Origin of the sequence: Rudanella paleaurantiibacter, assembly GCF_009184635.1 — a bacterium.
GTDB lineage: Bacteria > Bacteroidota > Bacteroidia > Cytophagales > Spirosomataceae > Rudanella > Rudanella paleaurantiibacter.
Genome location: NZ_WELI01000005.1, coordinates 248,247 through 265,466 on the forward strand (window position 1 = coordinate 248,247; position 17,220 = coordinate 265,466).

The window sequence follows — 17,220 nt, forward strand, 5'->3', positions numbered from 1 at the left end:
ATTACGTTGTCGTGTTGGTATATGCCAGCCCGGCTGCAAACTGCCGGAGGGCTTCTCGTTTTTCCTCAGGCGTCATGTCCTGACGTGATTTGGCCCGCTTTACCGACGGACTTTCCTCACCGGGCAGGCTCATGTACTGCTCGGGTTTTATGCGTCGCTTGCGGTCCTGATTGTAGATTTCAGTTGCCAGAATCCGGACCCCTTTCATCATCGACACCCAGTCCTCGTGTGCGACCTCCTGCCGGGCGATGATATAGCCGATAGCCTGCCCGTAGCCCATCGTGTAGAACTGATCCGGCAGCAGGCCCACGCGAAAGGCTTTATCTTCTAATTCTCCCCAGCTGGGCCAGACTGGGGTTCGGCGTTTGGGTCTGGCTCCGTTTCTTGGGTAGGCTCTGGATTGGCAGCTAATGCCGCTTCCATTTCCAGCCGGATGCGCCGGGCCTCCTCTGTTGTTTTCCGATACAGCGATCCCACAAAGGCGTCGAAAATCTCTACGCCCTGCTCTGGTGTTCCTGCGTTGATGATTTCCACAATCTGCCACTCAGTATAGGTAGCGGACTTGTTCTGAGTCTTCGCGTAGCCCTCCAATCCCGCCCGTACCAGTTCAATCATGTACTCATCAGGGTGGAGTGCTGACACAAACCGCATGATTTGGGCCGGATCAGTGGAGAGGTTAAAAGCCCGCGCAAAATGGCGGGTAGCCAGTACGTTGTAGGCGAGGGTATGTGAACCGGCCTGTACGATATTATTCATAGTGAGATACGAAAAAAGGGTTTCCGGCAAATCCATACGAATCAGCCAAAAACCCCCGGTTTAGAACGAATTAGGCCGTCAGGTTGCCCTCTACTGGCTGCGTGGTGATTGACAGACCCAGTGAAGCCCGGTAAGCGGTTTCCATTTCGGCGGTCGTCTCGCACGAGGTCAAAAAACCCTTGAAGGTCACGCCAATATCCTGCGTGGCATCAATGCGGATACGCCAGTTCTTGATCTCACGCGACAGTAGCATGGCCCGCAGAGCCGAGTAGTTGATTTTGCCCGCCGAGGTAGCCCGGTCAACCAGTACCTCGAACGTGTTTTCCCCCGACTTCAGGCCCGGAATCTCTTCACGCCAGCCGCCATTGTCTTTGCTGGTTACGTCGATTTTGTCCACGTTCAGCCGCTCAGTCTGGCTCGTTTCTTCGGACACCAGCAGCCAGGTACCGGGCGTTACCGATTCAACTTCAAGTCGGACAAGGGTACCATTTAATTTCTCTGCCATGATTATACTTGGTTAAGTGTGTGACTCACAGTAATGATTTTCCGGACTACCGTATCGGTGTCCAACAGTTGCGGCATATCACGCGTACCCACTACCTGCACCCGAACTACATTGAATCCCGCGACCGATAGTCCCGTTTTGCCCGGTGACGGCGTAATGAGTGCCGTAGCCAGGTTAGCAATGTCCGTTGCCGGTTTTTTGCTGACAGGTCCCGTGAACCGGGTTACCACGTCAAGCGTAATCTCTCCGGTCTGACCGAAACTGTCTTTTGTCCCGGCCGGCACGCTCACCCACGGCCCCAGAATGATGTAGGGTGCTACGGCGTTGTCGGGAGCCTGTAAGCTGTAGAGGACTACCGACTTTCCGTTGTAGGTCAACCCGCCCAGTAGGGTCGCGTAGGCAGCAGCGAGGGCAAAACCAGCGTCGGTCATAGTCGGGCGAGTAGGCGCTTCAGGTCGTTGTAGTAGATTTCGCGGTGCTTAAGAAAGGCGGGTATCAGGTGGGGCCGGGCAGGTAGATTGATTTGCCGACCTCCTGCACCCCGAAACTGAGAGGCCAGATCATCGAATCCGGGCGGCACATTTACCAGGCCACCCGTACCAAATTCGAGGTAGGGGGAGTAAGCCATCGAAAAACTCACCTTCGCCCCCATGCCGTTATTCGTGGGCTCGTAGCTGCCCGATTGCCGGTGTTTACCCGTGTCGACGGGCGCATTTAGCACGGCCTCCGCTTCAATGTTGCGCCCCGCCCGCTCAGCCAGATTAGCCGCTTCCTGTCGAAGGGTACGGCCCGCCCCACGAAACGAACGAAGCACATTGTCCAGTCCATTCAGGCGCATCATGGTGTCAGCGATTGGGTTTCAAGGGTCTGCTGCCGACGGTCGTCACTCAGCAGCGGTGGCGCAATTAGCCCCAGCCGCTCACCCCGGTAAATAATCACATCGCCCACATGCAACTGAATCGTAGCCGGTACATACCCCGTAAACGAGTAGCGAGGATTCAGATAGGGCTTAAAGCCCTCGGCGGTCATCGTGCCGTTTCGGCGTTTCACCGAAAACAGACCCGAAAACACCGTGACATCAGCACCCGCCAGAAAGCCCCCGGCTCCATCGGGCACCGTACCTGCCCGCACAATTTGTATCGGTTCGGTTAGCTTGCCCATGTGACGGTTCGGTAGGCCCGCGCGAGTGTTTTCCACTCACGGGGTATATTATCGAAGAGCGAACCGGCCAGTAAACAAATAGCCTCGGCCAGATCACCCGGCAGCGTCGTGTAACCAGTGGTTACAGTCAGCTTCAACTCCGAACCAACGGGCATATCTGGAATGTAGCCACCTGCATACGGCGCGAGGTCTGTCAGTGTCACCCCGTCCAGTTCGGCCCCGGTAACGGCCACAAAGGGAACCACCGGAATCCGCCAGGCTATGGGAGTCGACACAACCAGTACCGCCGTCGAGGGGATCAGCGTCGCCCCTGTCCAGCTACTCACCCGGTTAATAGCTGCGGTGAGGCAAGCCGTTAACCGGGTGTCGTGCTGGTTGAAGTCAATCGAAAGCAAACCCTTCAGCGACGGCAGCAGCGTCGTAGCCATAGCATCCGCTGTGCTGGTGGGCGTTATGGTTAGCTGCTGAGTCATGCGAACGGTCATTCTTAGGCTTTTTTACACTTTTCGGGCTTCTCTTCGACAGTGGCCTTCTCAGGATCCGGTGCAGGTTCACCTTTTTCAGGTTCGGTCTCTGGCTCCGGTGCAGGTTCCTCATCCGGCTCCGATTCTCCATCCGGTTCTGGCTCCTCATCCGGCTCAGGAATCTCTTCCTCTGCCAGATAAGCAACACCGTCGGCGATGTAGCTGTCAGCGATCCAGTCCGGCACCGTCACCGTTGTGTTTTCGGGCACTCCCGTCTGTTCGAGAGTGCCCGTTGTGGTGATCGTCTTCATGAGCGATTAGGCCAGCAGCGCCGTGATACCAGCCGCGAAGGTGCCTTTTACAAACGCCTTCGTGCTGGGCCCTTTGATGTAGTGAACCCCGCGCATGGTTCCCGTGATGGTTTTGAAGCCCTTCACGGCATCGTCCTCGTTCTGGTCGTAGATGTTCAACTCAATCCCTTCGCGCACTTTGAAGATCGACTGCGTGAAATCACCCACTAAGAAGCTACCCTGCGTTACCCCTACATTCTGCACAATTGGCAGGCCCGAAATACGGCGTCCGTTCATGTCCCAGAATGGCGGCATCACGTACACGTCGTTAGCGTCTTTCTTGAGGTTGAGCGCCAGCAAATCGGTCGGGTGCATGACGATGTACGTAGGCGTAAACAGGTTGTTGTACACCTGCGTAGCCGCTGTGGCCAGTACATCGAAGTAGCTGGCATCGGCAACAGCCAGCAAACCGGCTGGCTTGGCAAACGCCGTTGCATACTCCAGAATGCCCTTCAGGTTGGGCGAGGTGCCGTCACCCTTAAACACCTGCTCGTCAGCCTTCAACTCAAGCGAGGTGATGATTTCGCTTTGAATCTCACCCATCAGGTAGTCGATGTCGTTGAGGTTCTTACGAGACAACTTGGCAAACACCGTGATGAACTCGGCCGAACGGCTGAACTCCTGATAGCTGGTCGAGATTTGGGCGTACTTGGTACCCTCTGCCGTCGTGGCTGCGCCACCCTGCCGGTCAACGCGCTCCACCCAAGAGGCCGTATCACTTTCACCGAGCGAGGCTACTGTGATCAGATCGGTAATGAACGGCTGCCGGTCTGGAGCCTTGGCTACGCCCGGATCACGCGACCAAACCGGAATCCGTGAGCCAGAGGCTACAGTATTCGAGGAGGTCATGTTGACAGCTGCCTTGATTTCCAGATTCACCGAAGTGTTTTTCTGCAACAGCTGGCTCTTTACCGCCGTTTTGCCGTCAGCGGTCGTGGCATTCAACTGCTCCTCGATCTGCTGCTTAAACGACTTAGTGCGCGTAGAGCCATCCGACTCTTTCAGGCGTTTAGCCTCAAGTTGCAGATCGTCGAGACCCTTCTGAAGCTGCTCGAACCTATCCTTGTATTCACCTTTAAGGGCTTCGATGTCATCTTTGCTAGCCTTTTTGTTATCGGCCTCTTTCAGTTCATCCACCCAGCCCTTTACGGTATCCTTCATCTTATCAATGCCTTCTTTGACGCCTTTTTCAACGTCTTCAAGTGAGGTATTGAACCAACGCGCCGTACGCTCATAGAGCGGATTTGTGTTGCTCGCCATAAGAGCCATCGACAGGGCAAATGACGGATTACCCTTCCGGGCGGATAGGCTCAGAAAAAGAGCAAAGACCGCCAACATCATCATGCAGAGTTGCAGATTCATGGTTGTGATTAAAAAGAAAATTGAGATTTAAGCCGCTGGGCAAGGGCCTGCAAATCGGACGAATCCGGCTGAGTGGTAATTTCCGGCTCAGTGGTTTTCAGAGATTTGAGAACACTCTGCATTTGGGCAAACTGGGACTCTAACTGAATAAAGCATTCATCAGTGAAGGTGCCCGTTTTGAGGGCCTTTGTGAGAGAGACAAACTGCTCTTCGAGGTCTCGGTATGATTTGACCTCCACCGTCGGCGTATCGGGATTGGCCCCCCAAAGCACCGTCGACCCCTCAAAGAGTTTAACTTCGGCGATCTCGAAGTAACGCCCACCAATGGACGTGGTACGCGAATCGCCCTTGACGGTGCGAAATCCGACCGAGTGCTGATTCACCAGCCCCATGTCATACATTTTCAGGACATCCAGCGCGTGCGAGGTATCGAGAAACGTAGTGATACCCTTGAGTCCGGTCGTGTCAACCTCCAGATCGGGTTTACCCAGGCAGAACTCGGGCTGTGAACGGTGGTTGGAAAGATGCCAGATTAAGTCAGAACCCTTGCGGCCACGTTCCTTAATCGTTTTGGTGAATGCCGAGGGCAACATCAAATCGCCATCGGAGTCGACGTTGCCGAACTTGGAGAAGTAAACGACGACCTGCCGCTTTTGCGTGTCGACATCGACGGCCCCGCCCGATATAGATTTAAATTTCACCGTGTGCCCTGATTTGGTTGCGGTGAAACTAAAAAGCCCCTTGGGGAAAGGGGCTAAAATTCGACTCTTCGGCAATTGGCGAAGGGGCTATTCACGAAAGGCGGGCTGGCCTTCCGGAAACACCTTAGCCAACTCCGGTTTTACCTCCCGTACACGATCACCTACCTGATCGGGCTGCACGGTGTCATGCTTGCGTCTTCCCGTGAAGATGTCATCGGGTATGCGCTTTGGGTACGCTGCACAGGTGAACCGCTTCCCATAGTGAACGCATTTAAAACAATACATCGATGTCATAATGCCAGGGAGCAAACGCTACACATCACGCTTAAGCACAAACGTACCGACCTGATCCGGCTGAACGGTACGATGTTCCTCTTCGCCAAACTCGTACTTCTCAGGAACTCCATTCGGATAAGCCCGGCACACAAGACGCTTCTTTTTAACGCCCGAGTGCTCACATTGAAAGCAGGGAGGAATCCGTTGTCCCATGTCTTTTAGTGGCTTTTCCATTATGGTAAAGATACTATTTTTTTGAGTAGTAACCGCTCCAGCGCCGAGAGCTTTTCGACCCTGTTAGGCAAATAGTGATAGGCTACGAATGCCTCAGCTAAGGACTCATGCTGATCCAGTCGGGCATACTTGGAGATGGCATCCTGTTTTTCCTCTTCTGATAGCTTCTTACTCAGGCTACGCACCCAATTTGCATTAATTCGCTCGTAGCTGATATCTGAATCCAGAAATGTAGACAGGTGGAGCAAGTGACCATACTCATGCACTACGGCGGACTCCACACTTCCCCGGAAGAAAAAGCCTACTTTCTCCATTCTGGCTGCGTATTCCTCGGTTTGACGAGCTTTACGCGGACTCCACAGGTTACCATTTATGAGCAGCTGTACCTGATTGGTGGTTTTATACATCAAGCCGGTCGAAAAGGTAGTATCCCTCTGCATATCAAACCGAATCGCTATACTGTCATAACTCTTGCCGTATTTCACTTTCAGAGCATAGAGCTGGTTGTTGATCCGATTAGCCACTTTAGGGGCAATCCCTGTATAATCTACTTCTCCGCCAATGTGCTGCTCAGCCCACGTAGCCGCTTCATCGGTAGTTTTAGCCTCACTAAACGGGACACCTTTCCGCTTCTTGATAATATCGCGAGTGATCGGCTTTGTTGGCCCGGCTATTATGTCTTCGTCATCCCCCAACGCCATCGGCCGCGCGTAGGGCGTTCCAGCAGGTACGTACAACACCCGGCACCGACAATTCACGCAGTTGGCCGCTCCGCCGGCCGGATCACCTGGGTAACGCATCCGCACCCCTCCGACCGTAAACAGGGCCTCCTTGGGAATCGCAGGTTTGCCGATCATAGCCCGATGGGCGTCGCGTGTGCGTGGGTCGGCAGTAGCCACCCACCGCTTCGCCAAATCAAGCCCCGTCGATGCGGCCCCGGCTTCGTGGCCCGCGTTGGCGGCCCGCGTGGTTTCGGTACGGGCAATGGTGATGCTACGCCGTTCGCCCCGCTTCCCCCCGATGGCCGTGCGGATGCGCCGGGCCGTGGCTCGGATGTCGAGCCGTTCGGCGTTGGCTCCGACGAGCGCCTGACGGATGGCGGTACGGGTCGTGTTGCTGATCTGGGTCACCCGGGCGGCCGTATCGGGCTGCATGAGCATCGACTCCACCCGGCCCTGCCATACCCGCGAGAAAAACCCTACCTGCATCGACTCAGGTACGGGCGTTCCTTGGTCGGCAACCATCTGCCGAATCCGCTCAAACTCCCCCGTCGCGGCCGAGGGAAACACCTGCCGGTATATGCGACCGAGCATCGCCCGTACGTCCATGGCAGGCACCAACCGTTCCAGGTTGTTTAGCGTCGCCATGATGCCGTTCTCTTCCAGATAGGCAATCACCGCTTCACGAACCCGGCGGAGCCATAGACGCACGTAACCCGTCGACCGGCGCTCCATAGTCAGGAGCCACCGAACATACTGGCGCGATTCGCGGTCGTTTTGGGCCGGGGTCATTTAAACCAGTCGTCAAAGGGTGGCAAATCAACCGTTTGTCCTGCCAGTTCATGTGTAGAATCAGACAGGAACTCAATGCGCCCATCTGTAATAAATGAGTGGCACCGCGGTTGACCCGGATGCGTATCCGTGCCCTCCCAAGCATGAACCAAAACAGATGCCCGTACTGTGGGCCTCTCCGGCGTTCCTGTTATGTCCCAAATCGTGTCCTTGACGCCATGAACACCTTTGCAACCGGGGCAAAAGAAAAGATGCTGTCCGGTTGGTATGCCTTCTGCATTTACGGTGGGTTTTAGTCTTTCCATGTCGAACCTGTGTGGAATTGAAACTTAATCGGGCAATTGTTCAAGCGTACAGATTTCGCCGTCGGTGCACATGGCTATGCCTCTTCTTCGTACACGTCCTCTTCCTCAGTATCCGGCTCATTACCTGATGGCGGGTCAGTTGGCACGAAGTCGGTCACCGGGGTACGGCCTGCGGGCACCATCGGCACGTTCATCATGGGGTGGTCGTGAGGCTCGTACCCGAACGCTTCGAGCCGCTGGTTTTCAGTCAGGGCCAAATGGTCGAGGTATTTGGCCTTCCGCTCGTTATCTTCCTGCAACTCGGGGTAATAATCGAGATCAGGTTCGAGGTGATACTGTTCCCGTTCGGTATTATACGAGGCCACGAAGAAGGCGTTGAGGTAATCATAGATAAGTGCCTGATCGGGCAGCACCCCGTCGGTCAAACTGGATTTCCGGGCCTCGGTCAGATTGTTGAAGGTGGATTGTTTACCCGAGCTATGCACTTCTTTGCGGGTATGATACACCGCGCAAACTTTCTCCAGCATCGCGTCGTACGATTCGATAATGTTCAGGTCGACCAGCGTACTCCCCACGTCGATACTGCCCAACTCCATTGAGTTCGCAATAACTTTCCCGTACCCGCCCGAAAGTTTTGCGTCGAGATGCTCCTGCACCTCTTTTACCTGCTTTACGTCCAGATCGTCGATGTTTCCACCTTTTGGAAACACCAGTTTTCTGGCCCCCCGGTTCTGGAAGGCCTCGGCCTCGGCGGCATTGGCCTCCGCGTGCTTCGTCAGTACAGACTTACGCAGGGGTTCCAGGCGCGAAAGGCCCCAGTGCCATTGGGCGTTGATTTCGGCGAGTGGGTTGAATGACTTCAACATCATCACCCGGTCGGCCGGTATTGCTTCTCTCAAGCCCAGCGCCCGAAACACCGTCGGCCCCGACATCAGCCCCATGCCCTCGACCATCATGCCCAGCTCCGGTAGCCGCCAAAGCTCTCGAACCTGACCCTTATTGACTCCGGTATCGAGCTTGTTCCCGTACACGAACACCGTACCCACCACATCCAGCATTGTGGCGAGTGCATACATCAACTGGACACGGGTCTGCATGGGGTTCGGCCGCTCCAGCACATCGAGAATATAGTGCCGGTCGACGGGTTCCAGAGCAGCCTCACGAGCCGCTTTGCGGGCAATCCCCAGAATACGGTCGTTGGGTTGTTCCAGACACTTGCGCGACAATTCCCGGTACTGGCGAAACTTCACCTTGTCCTTGACCTGAAACAGCATTGGCGGAGCGGCCGCAATCTTCTGGCTTTTCCAGTCCTGCACCGAGAAAATCATATCGTCCTCGGTATAGGCCCGAACGTAGGTAGCTACATCGGCCGGCAATACCTGCACCTGCCGACCGGTCCAAATAAAATTGAGCCGCCCACTACGCAGAGCGGGCAAGGTGCCGGGCATCAGGGCCGTGGCCAGTTTAGTACGCAGTTCCTTTAGCATTATGCGACGGCCCACTGTCGGGCGGGTTTGAGTTCGAAATATTCGCGCATCATCATACAGTCCGAAAAGTCAGGCGACCGACCCAGAATGGCCGACACCTCTTCTTTGGGGACGACGGTTTGCTTTCCGTCCTTCTCGATGTCCTTCTTTTTGACCTGCTCCAGCTCCTCAATCAACCGCTCCTTTTGCTCTACGGACATACAGCCAGGCGCAACGCGAATCGCCCCCCGGTTGATGCGGTCAGCCAGTTTGAAGTAGCATTGAGATTTGAGGTTGGCATAGTTGAGTGTCTTTTTACCTTCGATAGGTACGCGCTCCTCCATCGGCCGGGCATTGTTGATAAAGCCATGGCAACGCACCAGATCGACAACACCTCCGCCAACGCCATCCTCATCCGCTACCACGCGTTTAGGCGTCAGGCCATGCTTTTGCAGGAGTTCATTGATTTTGGCGGCCGTTTCGGTCACGGCTGATTTGGGCATCGTGTGCCACTCGACAATATCCCAATCGGCCCAGACAGCGATGACGGTGAAGTCGGAGCCGAACCGGGCCACGTCACAGGTAATGTGCGTGGGCGTGGTGGACAGAGTGCCCGCATCCCATAGGCCCACGATGGCATCGTAGGCAATCAGAGCCGATGGGTCATCATCATACTCCCAGTCACCATCCAACAAACGGGCCTTGCTCGCCTTGTCCAGCGTATTCAGATTGGCGATGTAGTGCTTACTGATATGCGGGTTGTCTGTAACCAGCGCCTGAATGAATGCCCGCTCAGGCGGCAGCGTGCGCTCGCGGTGTGGCTTATAGAACCGGGCGTACACAAAGGTTTTGGCCGGGTTACAGGAGCCCAGTAGCTTCGGGATAAGGCCGAACTCGTCCAGCTTGTAGCGAATACGCGACTTGACGATGTTCCAGGCTTTCTCGGTAATCTGGTTACACTCATCAATGAAGCCGCCCGTGATTTCGAGTGAACCGAGACTGTCGAAGTTTGGGTCTGACGGGTATAGTTTCAGATCTTTCAACAGAATCTCAGACCCGTTACTCCAGCGAATCGTACCCGACTGCTGGTTGTAGTTGTAGTGAATCCCACCACCCCGAAAGCCGAAGCGCCCCGCAACCTCAAAGAAGGTATTCAGCGTCGTTTCTTTGAGGATCTTGAGCTCTGAACGCCCCATCAGCCACCGGGTGCCGGGGTAGAGTTGGCAGCACTGGATCAACCAGACGCAACCAAAGGCCGACTTGCCACCACCCGCCCCACCACCAAACAGAATCTCGGTCGTGTGCCCATCCATCAGGTAGTCGTAGGCCTGATCCTGTTTATGGGTCAGTTCAAAGTCCATCTTTGGCAGGCCGGATGATGTTGACAGTTACAGGCGGTATGGCGCCAGCGGGATTAATCTTACCCTGGGCTTCGAGAATCTTAACCACCGCATCTTTGGCGTCGTGCAGCTCGATGCTAATACCACGAGGCCCCTGGGTTATTTTCTTGATCAGATGCAGATTGGCGCGGGCTTCTTCACTTGTGAGGTCTAATGCGCCATCCTCTGTAACAAACGGGCTCATGTCGGCCCTTGCCCAGTCGGTGAGTCGCGAAATGCCCTCCTCAACCGGCATCTGCCGTGCTTCCAGCAGCGGGGCCAATGCCTCTTTGATGTGAGGTTTAGTGAGGTTCTCGTACGCCGTTTCTTTGGCCGTAGCTTCTGAATAGCCAGCCTCCCGGGCGGCCCGTGCACCATTGAGGTGCAGGGCGTACCGCTCCACGAACTTCCTTTCTTTCGGGGTAAGTTTTTTGGGGGCTGGGGTGTTCGATGGCTCATTCATAGCGAAAGGCCGAAATGAACACCGCCAGCACGACACCTACCGTATATTTCGACTCTTCGGCGGCTACTGGCGACAGAGTGGCCCCACGGCATCTACCAACTCGGCCACCGTATACCCAATGCGCCGACGGGCCACGGGCAACACTACCCCACCCCTCAGCCGGAGACGATAGCACTTGGTGTTCTCCGGCCGCTGCTCGAAGGCGTCGACATGCTGGGGGTTAACGAGGTAGCTTTTGTGGGGACGGAGGAAGCCGGGCAGTTGCTGGGCGAAGCCGGCCAGTGGAGTCGCGCACAGGATGGGCCGAATAAAGGGCCGGGCGTATACGTAACAGTAATTACCCTCAGCACGCAGATAGGTGATCTCCTGAACCACAACAGGCCCGTACGAGGGCACGTGAAGCATGCCCGGTTGAAGGTTTTTCATGTCTATGCTGGTAGTAATAGTGAAATTCCGCTCCGGTGATGTAATTTCGCCGTATGCGGTTGCTGGCTACTGTAAATTTAAACTTTTTCAGTAACCCTTCACTAATACAGGCAATAAAAGAAGTTAACAAACTGAAAATCAGTATATAATGTTATATTTCAAGCTTTTATTGCCAAATTGATTTTAGACAATGAGACAACGTTTGGCTGAAATGTCGAACCTTCGGCAGCGGATTCTTGCCGCTATGCTGGGGGTTCCGATTATTCTGCTGGCGATCTGGTACGACGACTGGAGCTTTGCGCTTCTGTTTATCGTAATCAGCGCCTTAACCCAATTAGAGTTTTACCGGCTGCTTGGCCTTGATGGCAATCAACCGCTGACGGCATATGGTACAGCGGTGGGCTGTTTTATCTGCCTGCTGGCTTACCTTATCGAAACCGACGTTATTGATTTCGACAATTACTTCCTGATCTGCCCGGCGGCTTCGATGATCTTTCTGATCAAGCTCTACAAAAAGAAAGACATGAAGCCATTCAGTAATATCGGCTTTACGTTTCTGGGTATTATCTACGTAGCCGTGCCGTTTGCCCTACTGATTGTGATGGCCCTGCGGGGTGGCACTTACCACCCTACGCTGGTTGTCGGGTGCCTGCTGCTGATGTGGGCCAGCGACATTGGAGCTTATTTTGCAGGTACCAAATTTGGCCGCCGAAAGCTTTTTGAGCGGGTGTCGCCCAAAAAATCGTGGGAAGGCAGCGTGGGCGGAGCTTTAGCCTCGGCTGCGGTGGCACTCGGACTGGCTATTTACGCTCCCGTACTGCAACCCTGGCAGTGGTACAGTGTCGGGGCCATTATTGTGGTAACGGGCACCTACGGCGACCTGGTGGAATCGCTGTTTAAGCGCAGCATTGCCATCAAAGACTCCGGCACGAGTATTCCGGGGCATGGCGGTTTCCTCGACCGTTTTGATGGACTGTTGCTGGCGGCTCCGTTCATCATCACGTTTTTAAAGCTTTTCGCTTAATTATACCGACGATTTACCTCGTTACCGAGCGAAACCTACGTTCTTAACAATCCTTAAAATCGCCTTTGGTCAAACGTTACTGTCCGAATAGTCGTTTACTTTGTACAAATACTTTGCCTGCTGATGAAAAAGTTGCTTACGTTACTCGTGCTTACAATTGTATTCCTGTCGGTTGCGGGATTGTTCTCGCTTGCGCAGGCACAGGGACAAGAGCGTCAGGTAACGTTTACGGGCTTTATCACGGGCGGTAAGAACAACGAGCCACTCCCGCAAGCCTACGTGTACATTCCGAAAGCAGGACGGGGGGTGCTATCGGCCAACAACGGTTACTTTGCGCTTCCGGTATTTCCCGGCGATAGTATCATTTTCAGCTATGTCGGCTTTAAACCGCAGTACCACATTATTCCGCGTCGGCTCACCGACGTGACGTACTCGGCCGTAGTGGCGCTTCAGGAAGATGTAAAAACGCTGGCCGAGGTAAAAGTGTACCCGTACGCCACCGAGCAGCTGTTTAAGGAAGCGTTTGTGAGCATGAAACTGCCCGATCAGAAAGAGCGCGACAATCTGGCCAAAAATACCGACCCGATGTACATGATGCGGATGTCGGCCATTACGCCCATGGGGGCTATGGCTAACCATCAGTATTTTATGAACCAGCAGATTTTTGGGCGCGAGGCCCTGGCCAACCGGGGGCAGGCTACCACGTTCAATTTCACCAACCCTTTTGCCTGGGCCAACTTCATCCGCTCCGTGAAACGGGGCGACCTGAAATCAAAAGAATATCGCGATATTCTGAATCAGGCTCCTGCCGACAACATCCGGCGCGAAGATATGTTGCGGGGCAACTAAACTACCGAAGTCGTTTTTGGTTAAACAAGAACAAGCTGGCTGGGGACTCTACAGGGTGCCCAGCCCGATTTCTGTTTACTCAACCGAAAACGATTCGTATGCCACTGACTGAGAAAATTGCTATTGTGGCCGGAGGAGCTGGCGGTGTTGGCGAAGGCATTGTCCGGTCGTTGCTTGAACACGGAGCCACTGTAGTGGTGCCCGTTCGTACCCCTTCCAAAATTGTACAGCTCACCGATTACGTGGCCGATGTTCAACGGGGAGAGCTTATTACACTCCACGCCAATATCGGCACCGAAACGGGCGCCCGTGAAGTGAGCGATTTTCTAACGCAGAAATTTCGGGGTGGTATCGACCTGGCAGTGGCCTCACTCGGAGGCTGGTGGCAGGGGCTCCCACTCACCTCCATTGACCTAAATACCTGGAATCGGGTACTGGCCAGTAACTTAACGGCTCATTTTCTGGCGATTCGTACGCTGGTCCCCTGCCTCATTCCAAACCGGGGCATGTATATCCACATAAACGGATTTAGCGCCGAACAGGCTTACCCGCACGCAGGCCCGGTAGCCATGAGTGCAGCCGCTCAGAAATCGCTGATGATGACCCTGGCCGAAGAGGTAAAGCCGATGGGCCTAAAAGTGTACGAACTGATTCTGGGACCGGTACAAACCCGCGAGCGAATAAAACATCATCAGGGCCACAAAGTCGACGGCCTCCCCGACTGGTTCTACCCCGAAGATGTCGGGGATTACATCACGAACCTCGTCAGCGGGCGTACCGATAAAGCCGATGAGTTGATTCACAGACTATTAAATAAGTAGGTAGGAGATGGGAGTGAGGAGTGAGGAGTGAGGAGTTGCTGACGCGTTAGCACTACTCATGCGTCAGCAACTCCTCACTCCTCACTTCTATCTCCTTAAATCAACGGTGTATCCAACTCCGCCAGAGACGCCATGATTTCTTCCTGGGTCACTTCGTGCTCCACGAGTTTACCGGCCAGATACTGTTCGTACGAAGCCATGTCGAAGTGACCGTGGCCGCACAGGTTAAACAGAATGGTTGGGCTGGTTCCCTCTTCATTGGCCCGCTGTGCCTCCCGAATCACGGTTGCAATGGCGTGCGTGGCCTCTGGTGCAGGAATAATTCCCTCGGCACGGGCAAACTTAATACCGGCGTCGAAGCATTCGAGCTGCTTAAACGCCTGTGCTTCAATCAGTCCATCGTTGAGCAGCTGACTCACAATGGCTCCCGCTCCGTGGTAGCGCAAGCCCCCGGCATGGATAGGTGCCGGAATAAAATTATGCCCCAGCGTGTACATAGGCAGCAAGGGTGTCATGCCGACGGTATCGCCCAAATCGTACCGAAATACCCCCCGCGTCAGCTTGGGGCACGACGCTGGCTCGGCCGCAATGCACCGAATTGATTTACCCTCTTCGAGGTTGTAGCGCAGGAACGGGAACGCAATACCGGCAAAGTTGGAGCCACCGCCGAAAGGAGCCACCACAATATCGGGGAAATCGCCTGCTTTTTCGAGTTGGGTGATGGCTTCAAGACCAATCACGGTCTGGTGCATCAGTACGTGATTCAGTACCGAACCAAGCGCGTATTTGGTATCGTCGGCCTGCATGGCCAGTTCGACGGCCTCTGAGATAGCGATACCGAGGCTACCGGGCGAGTTGGGGTCTTGCGCCAGAATAGACCGGCCCGCCTGGGTGCGCTCCGACGGAGAGGGGTACACATTAGCCCCCCAGGTGTTCATCATGATTTTGCGGTACGGCTTACCCTCGTAGCTGGCCCGCACCATATACACGTCGCACTCAATTCCGAACAGCTGACAGGCGAAGCTGAGGGCGCTGCCCCACTGCCCGGCACCGGTTTCGGTGGTGATGCGCTTAACGCCTTCCTGCTTGTTGTAATATGCCTGCGGTACGGCCGTATTGGGCTTGTGCGAGCCCGCCGGGCTTACGCCTTCATACTTGTAGTAAATCTTAGCGCGGGTACCGAGCATTTTCTCCAGACCCGTAGCCCGAAACATGGGTGTTGGCCGCCAGATTTTGTACACTTCCCGCACTTCTTCGGGAATACCAACCCACTTATCGGCCGTCACTTCCTGCTTGATTAACTCCATCGGGAACAACGGAGCCAACATCTCAGGGCCAATGGGCTCGTGCGTGCCGGGATGAAGCGGTGGCAGGGGCTTATTGGGCATATCGGCCACAATGTTGTACCAGCTTTCGGGGATTTCGTCTTCGGTGAGCGTAATTTTCTTTTGCATTCGGTTTTACTGTTTAGGGGAATTGGCATCCAGTACTGGACATTGGGACTTCGGACACCAGACGTTGGACTTACCACCAATCTGTAGAGAAGTTTAGTGTCGACCATCTACTGTCCAGTACTGAGGAATTGGCACACAAGATACCCGGTTTTTTGGCACCGGCCTCTGCATCGACCAGAAGATTTTTACGGCTTGAGAACCGGGTAAACAGTCTATCTCTGCACGGTCACTTCACTCGGCTAACTACCTGAAATATGGGGCTGATTTACCCCTTGCTTACCTTTTTATCTCCACGTAAAGTAACCAAAGTGGAACTCACGGAGTTAGATACACAAACAGTTTACTCAACAAAATGAGAATCGCACACTTTTTACTCGCAGGCTCCCTGTCTGCGTTGGTCATGGCTTGTGGCCAGAAAGAAAAAGGCAATCAACCCTCTGATGCCAACAACGCCCAGCTACCGGCCGCGCCGGAACTACCCGCACCGGGCGAATCCAACAAGCGTTTCAGTAATGTGATTGGCTGGCCCGAAGGCAAAACGCCAACGGCACCTGCCGGTTTCGCCGTGACCGAGTTTGCCCGCGATCTGGTTAATCCACGCTGGATGTACGTAGCTCCCAACGGCGATGTGCTGGTTGCCGAGGCTAATACCGAGAAAAAAGGGGCCAAACGTGCCACCGCCGTTGTTACGGGACAGAACAAATCGCAGCGGTTCGACGAAAGCGCCAACCGGATCACATTACTCCGCGACACCAATGGCGATGGCAAACCTGACCTCCGCAAAACCTTTGTCGACAATCTGAATCAGCCGTTTGGGATGCTTATTCAGGGCGACTATTTCTACGTAGCCAATACCGACGGCATTTTACGGTTTCCGTACAAAACCGGCCAAACCAGCCTGACCGGTTCGGGTACTAAAATCAAGGAGCTACCGGCGGGTGGCTACAACAATCACTGGACGCGCAACCTGCTCGGCAGCCCCGATGGCAAAAAGATTTACGTGAGCGTGGGCTCTGGCAGTAACGTAGGCGAAAACGGGATGGAACACGAGGTAAAACGGGCCGCTATCTGGGAAATCAACCCCGACGGATCGGGCGAGCGCATGTATGCCGAGGGACTGCGCAACCCGGTGGGCATGGCCTGGTACCCCGGAAGCCAAACCTTGTACACGGCTGTAAATGAGCGCGACGAGCTGGGTGATGAACTGGTACCTGATTACCTGACGAGCGTGAAAGAGGGTGGTTTTTACGGGTGGCCATATGCCTACTTCAACCAGATTGAAGACCCCCGCCGAAAAGGAGAGCGCCCTGACCTGGTCAAAAAAACCATCACCCCCGACGTAGCTCTGGGTGCGCATACAGCCTCACTTGGGCTTGCTTTTTACGACAAAACTAAGTTTCCCCAGAAATACCATAACGGGGCTTTCATAGGGCAACATGGCTCCTGGAACCGTACCGAATTTTCAGGATATAAAGTCGTGTTTGTGCCTTTCAGCAACGGTAAACCGTCGGGTAACCCAGAGGATTTCCTGACCGGATTTATCGCCAATGATAAAGATGTGTACGGCCGCCCGGTTGGCGTAACTCCCCTACCCGATGGATCCATACTGGTTGCCGACGATGCTGGAAATCGAATCTGGCGGGTGGCAGCTCAGTAAACCCGAATACATAAAAAGGCCCACCGAGCAATTGGTGGGCCTTTTTTTATACTTTT

Annotated in this window: 22 protein-coding genes; 4 read left to right on the forward strand and 18 right to left on the reverse strand. The window is 54.6% G+C overall.

Annotation, left to right across the window (positions count from 1 at the left end; genetic code table 11):
• Position 1: 1 nt before the first annotated feature.
• The 17 genes from F5984_RS13210 to F5984_RS13290 form a co-directional block, all read right to left on the reverse strand.
• On the reverse strand, positions 2–310 hold the full coding sequence (locus tag F5984_RS13210) for a hypothetical protein (RefSeq protein ID WP_152124742.1): 309 nt from the start codon (positions 308–310) through the stop codon (positions 2–4).
• A 17-nt stretch (positions 311–327) separates the two neighbouring features.
• Positions 328–756 carry a hypothetical protein gene (locus F5984_RS13215; protein ID WP_152124743.1) on the reverse strand — a complete coding sequence of 143 codons (429 nt, stop codon included), beginning with the start codon at positions 754–756 and terminating at the stop codon, positions 328–330.
• 70 nt (positions 757–826) lie between these two features.
• Positions 827–1,261, reverse strand: coding sequence for a phage tail tube protein (locus F5984_RS13220; protein WP_152124744.1), 435 nt, complete (start codon positions 1,259–1,261; stop codon positions 827–829).
• 2 nt (positions 1,262–1,263) lie between these two features.
• The gene (locus F5984_RS13225) at positions 1,264–1,692 is read right to left on the reverse strand and encodes a DUF3168 domain-containing protein (RefSeq protein ID WP_152124745.1); all 429 of its coding nucleotides are present in this window, start codon (positions 1,690–1,692) and stop codon (positions 1,264–1,266) included.
• The gene (locus F5984_RS13230; RefSeq protein WP_152124746.1) at positions 1,689–2,102 is read right to left on the reverse strand and encodes an HK97-gp10 family putative phage morphogenesis protein; all 414 of its coding nucleotides are present in this window, start codon (positions 2,100–2,102) and stop codon (positions 1,689–1,691) included. Before F5984_RS13230 ends, F5984_RS13225 begins: the two co-directional genes overlap by 4 nt.
• On the reverse strand, positions 2,099–2,422 hold the full coding sequence (locus tag F5984_RS13235) for a hypothetical protein (RefSeq protein WP_152124747.1): 324 nt from the start codon (positions 2,420–2,422) through the stop codon (positions 2,099–2,101). The genes F5984_RS13230 and F5984_RS13235 overlap by 4 nt, the downstream gene beginning before the upstream one ends.
• The gene (locus tag F5984_RS13240; RefSeq protein ID WP_152124748.1) at positions 2,410–2,895 is read right to left on the reverse strand and encodes a hypothetical protein; all 486 of its coding nucleotides are present in this window, start codon (positions 2,893–2,895) and stop codon (positions 2,410–2,412) included. Before F5984_RS13240 ends, F5984_RS13235 begins: the two co-directional genes overlap by 13 nt.
• A gap of 14 nt (positions 2,896–2,909) precedes the next feature.
• Positions 2,910–3,197 carry a hypothetical protein gene (locus F5984_RS26550; protein ID WP_185155508.1) on the reverse strand — a complete coding sequence of 96 codons (288 nt, stop codon included), beginning with the start codon at positions 3,195–3,197 and terminating at the stop codon, positions 2,910–2,912.
• Positions 3,198–3,203: 6 nt separating this feature from the next.
• Entirely contained in the window at positions 3,204–4,598 is a 1,395-nt protein-coding gene (locus F5984_RS13250; protein WP_152124749.1) for a phage major capsid protein, read from the reverse strand.
• Between the two features lie 8 nt (positions 4,599–4,606).
• Positions 4,607–5,374, reverse strand: a complete 768-nt coding sequence (locus F5984_RS13255) for an HK97 family phage prohead protease (protein WP_083940501.1) — start codon at positions 5,372–5,374, stop codon at positions 4,607–4,609.
• Between the two features lie 237 nt (positions 5,375–5,611).
• Entirely contained in the window at positions 5,612–5,809 is a 198-nt protein-coding gene (locus F5984_RS13260; RefSeq protein WP_152124750.1) for a hypothetical protein, read from the reverse strand.
• Complete coding sequence (locus tag F5984_RS13265) at positions 5,809–7,320, reverse strand: phage minor head protein (RefSeq protein WP_152124751.1); 1,512 nt, start codon at positions 7,318–7,320, stop codon at positions 5,809–5,811. The genes F5984_RS13260 and F5984_RS13265 overlap by 1 nt, the downstream gene beginning before the upstream one ends.
• The gene (locus F5984_RS26680; RefSeq protein WP_152124752.1) at positions 7,317–7,625 is read right to left on the reverse strand and encodes a DUF6527 family protein; all 309 of its coding nucleotides are present in this window, start codon (positions 7,623–7,625) and stop codon (positions 7,317–7,319) included. Before F5984_RS26680 ends, F5984_RS13265 begins: the two co-directional genes overlap by 4 nt.
• Positions 7,626–7,699: 74 nt before the next feature.
• Complete coding sequence (locus F5984_RS13275; protein WP_152124753.1) at positions 7,700–9,127, reverse strand: phage portal protein; 1,428 nt, start codon at positions 9,125–9,127, stop codon at positions 7,700–7,702.
• Positions 9,112–10,452 carry a terminase family protein gene (locus F5984_RS13280; RefSeq protein WP_152124754.1) on the reverse strand — a complete coding sequence of 447 codons (1,341 nt, stop codon included), beginning with the start codon at positions 10,450–10,452 and terminating at the stop codon, positions 9,112–9,114. The genes F5984_RS13275 and F5984_RS13280 overlap by 16 nt, the downstream gene beginning before the upstream one ends.
• Positions 10,442–10,933, reverse strand: coding sequence for a terminase small subunit (locus F5984_RS13285; RefSeq protein ID WP_152124755.1), 492 nt, complete (start codon positions 10,931–10,933; stop codon positions 10,442–10,444). Before F5984_RS13285 ends, F5984_RS13280 begins: the two co-directional genes overlap by 11 nt.
• A 63-nt stretch (positions 10,934–10,996) precedes the next feature.
• A complete protein-coding gene (locus tag F5984_RS13290; protein ID WP_152124756.1) occupies positions 10,997–11,359 on the reverse strand; it encodes a LytR/AlgR family response regulator transcription factor in 363 nt (120 codons plus the stop codon).
• A 190-nt stretch (positions 11,360–11,549) separates the two neighbouring features.
• On the opposite strand from F5984_RS13290, the gene F5984_RS13295 reads away from it, so the two are divergent.
• The 3 genes from F5984_RS13295 (at position 11,550) to F5984_RS13305 (ending at position 14,053) form a co-directional block, all read left to right on the forward strand.
• On the forward strand, positions 11,550–12,383 hold the full coding sequence (locus F5984_RS13295) for a phosphatidate cytidylyltransferase (RefSeq protein WP_152124757.1): 834 nt from the start codon (positions 11,550–11,552) through the stop codon (positions 12,381–12,383).
• A 123-nt stretch (positions 12,384–12,506) separates the two neighbouring features.
• The gene (locus tag F5984_RS13300) at positions 12,507–13,232 is read left to right on the forward strand and encodes a carboxypeptidase-like regulatory domain-containing protein (RefSeq protein WP_152124758.1); all 726 of its coding nucleotides are present in this window, start codon (positions 12,507–12,509) and stop codon (positions 13,230–13,232) included.
• Positions 13,233–13,330: 98 nt separating this feature from the next.
• A complete protein-coding gene (locus tag F5984_RS13305; protein ID WP_152124759.1) occupies positions 13,331–14,053 on the forward strand; it encodes an SDR family oxidoreductase in 723 nt (240 codons plus the stop codon).
• Positions 14,054–14,148: 95 nt separating this feature from the next.
• On the opposite strand, the gene F5984_RS13310 is transcribed toward F5984_RS13305, so the two are convergent.
• Positions 14,149–15,507: a TrpB-like pyridoxal phosphate-dependent enzyme gene (locus tag F5984_RS13310; protein ID WP_152124760.1), complete on the reverse strand. Its 1,359-nt coding sequence runs from the start codon at positions 15,505–15,507 to the stop codon at positions 14,149–14,151.
• Positions 15,508–15,859: 352 nt separating this feature from the next.
• Here F5984_RS13310 and F5984_RS13315 point away from each other — a divergent pair, with 352 nt between their 5' ends.
• On the forward strand, positions 15,860–17,164 hold the full coding sequence (locus F5984_RS13315; RefSeq protein WP_185155509.1) for a PQQ-dependent sugar dehydrogenase: 1,305 nt from the start codon (positions 15,860–15,862) through the stop codon (positions 17,162–17,164).
• The last annotated feature ends 56 nt before the right edge of the window (positions 17,165–17,220 follow it).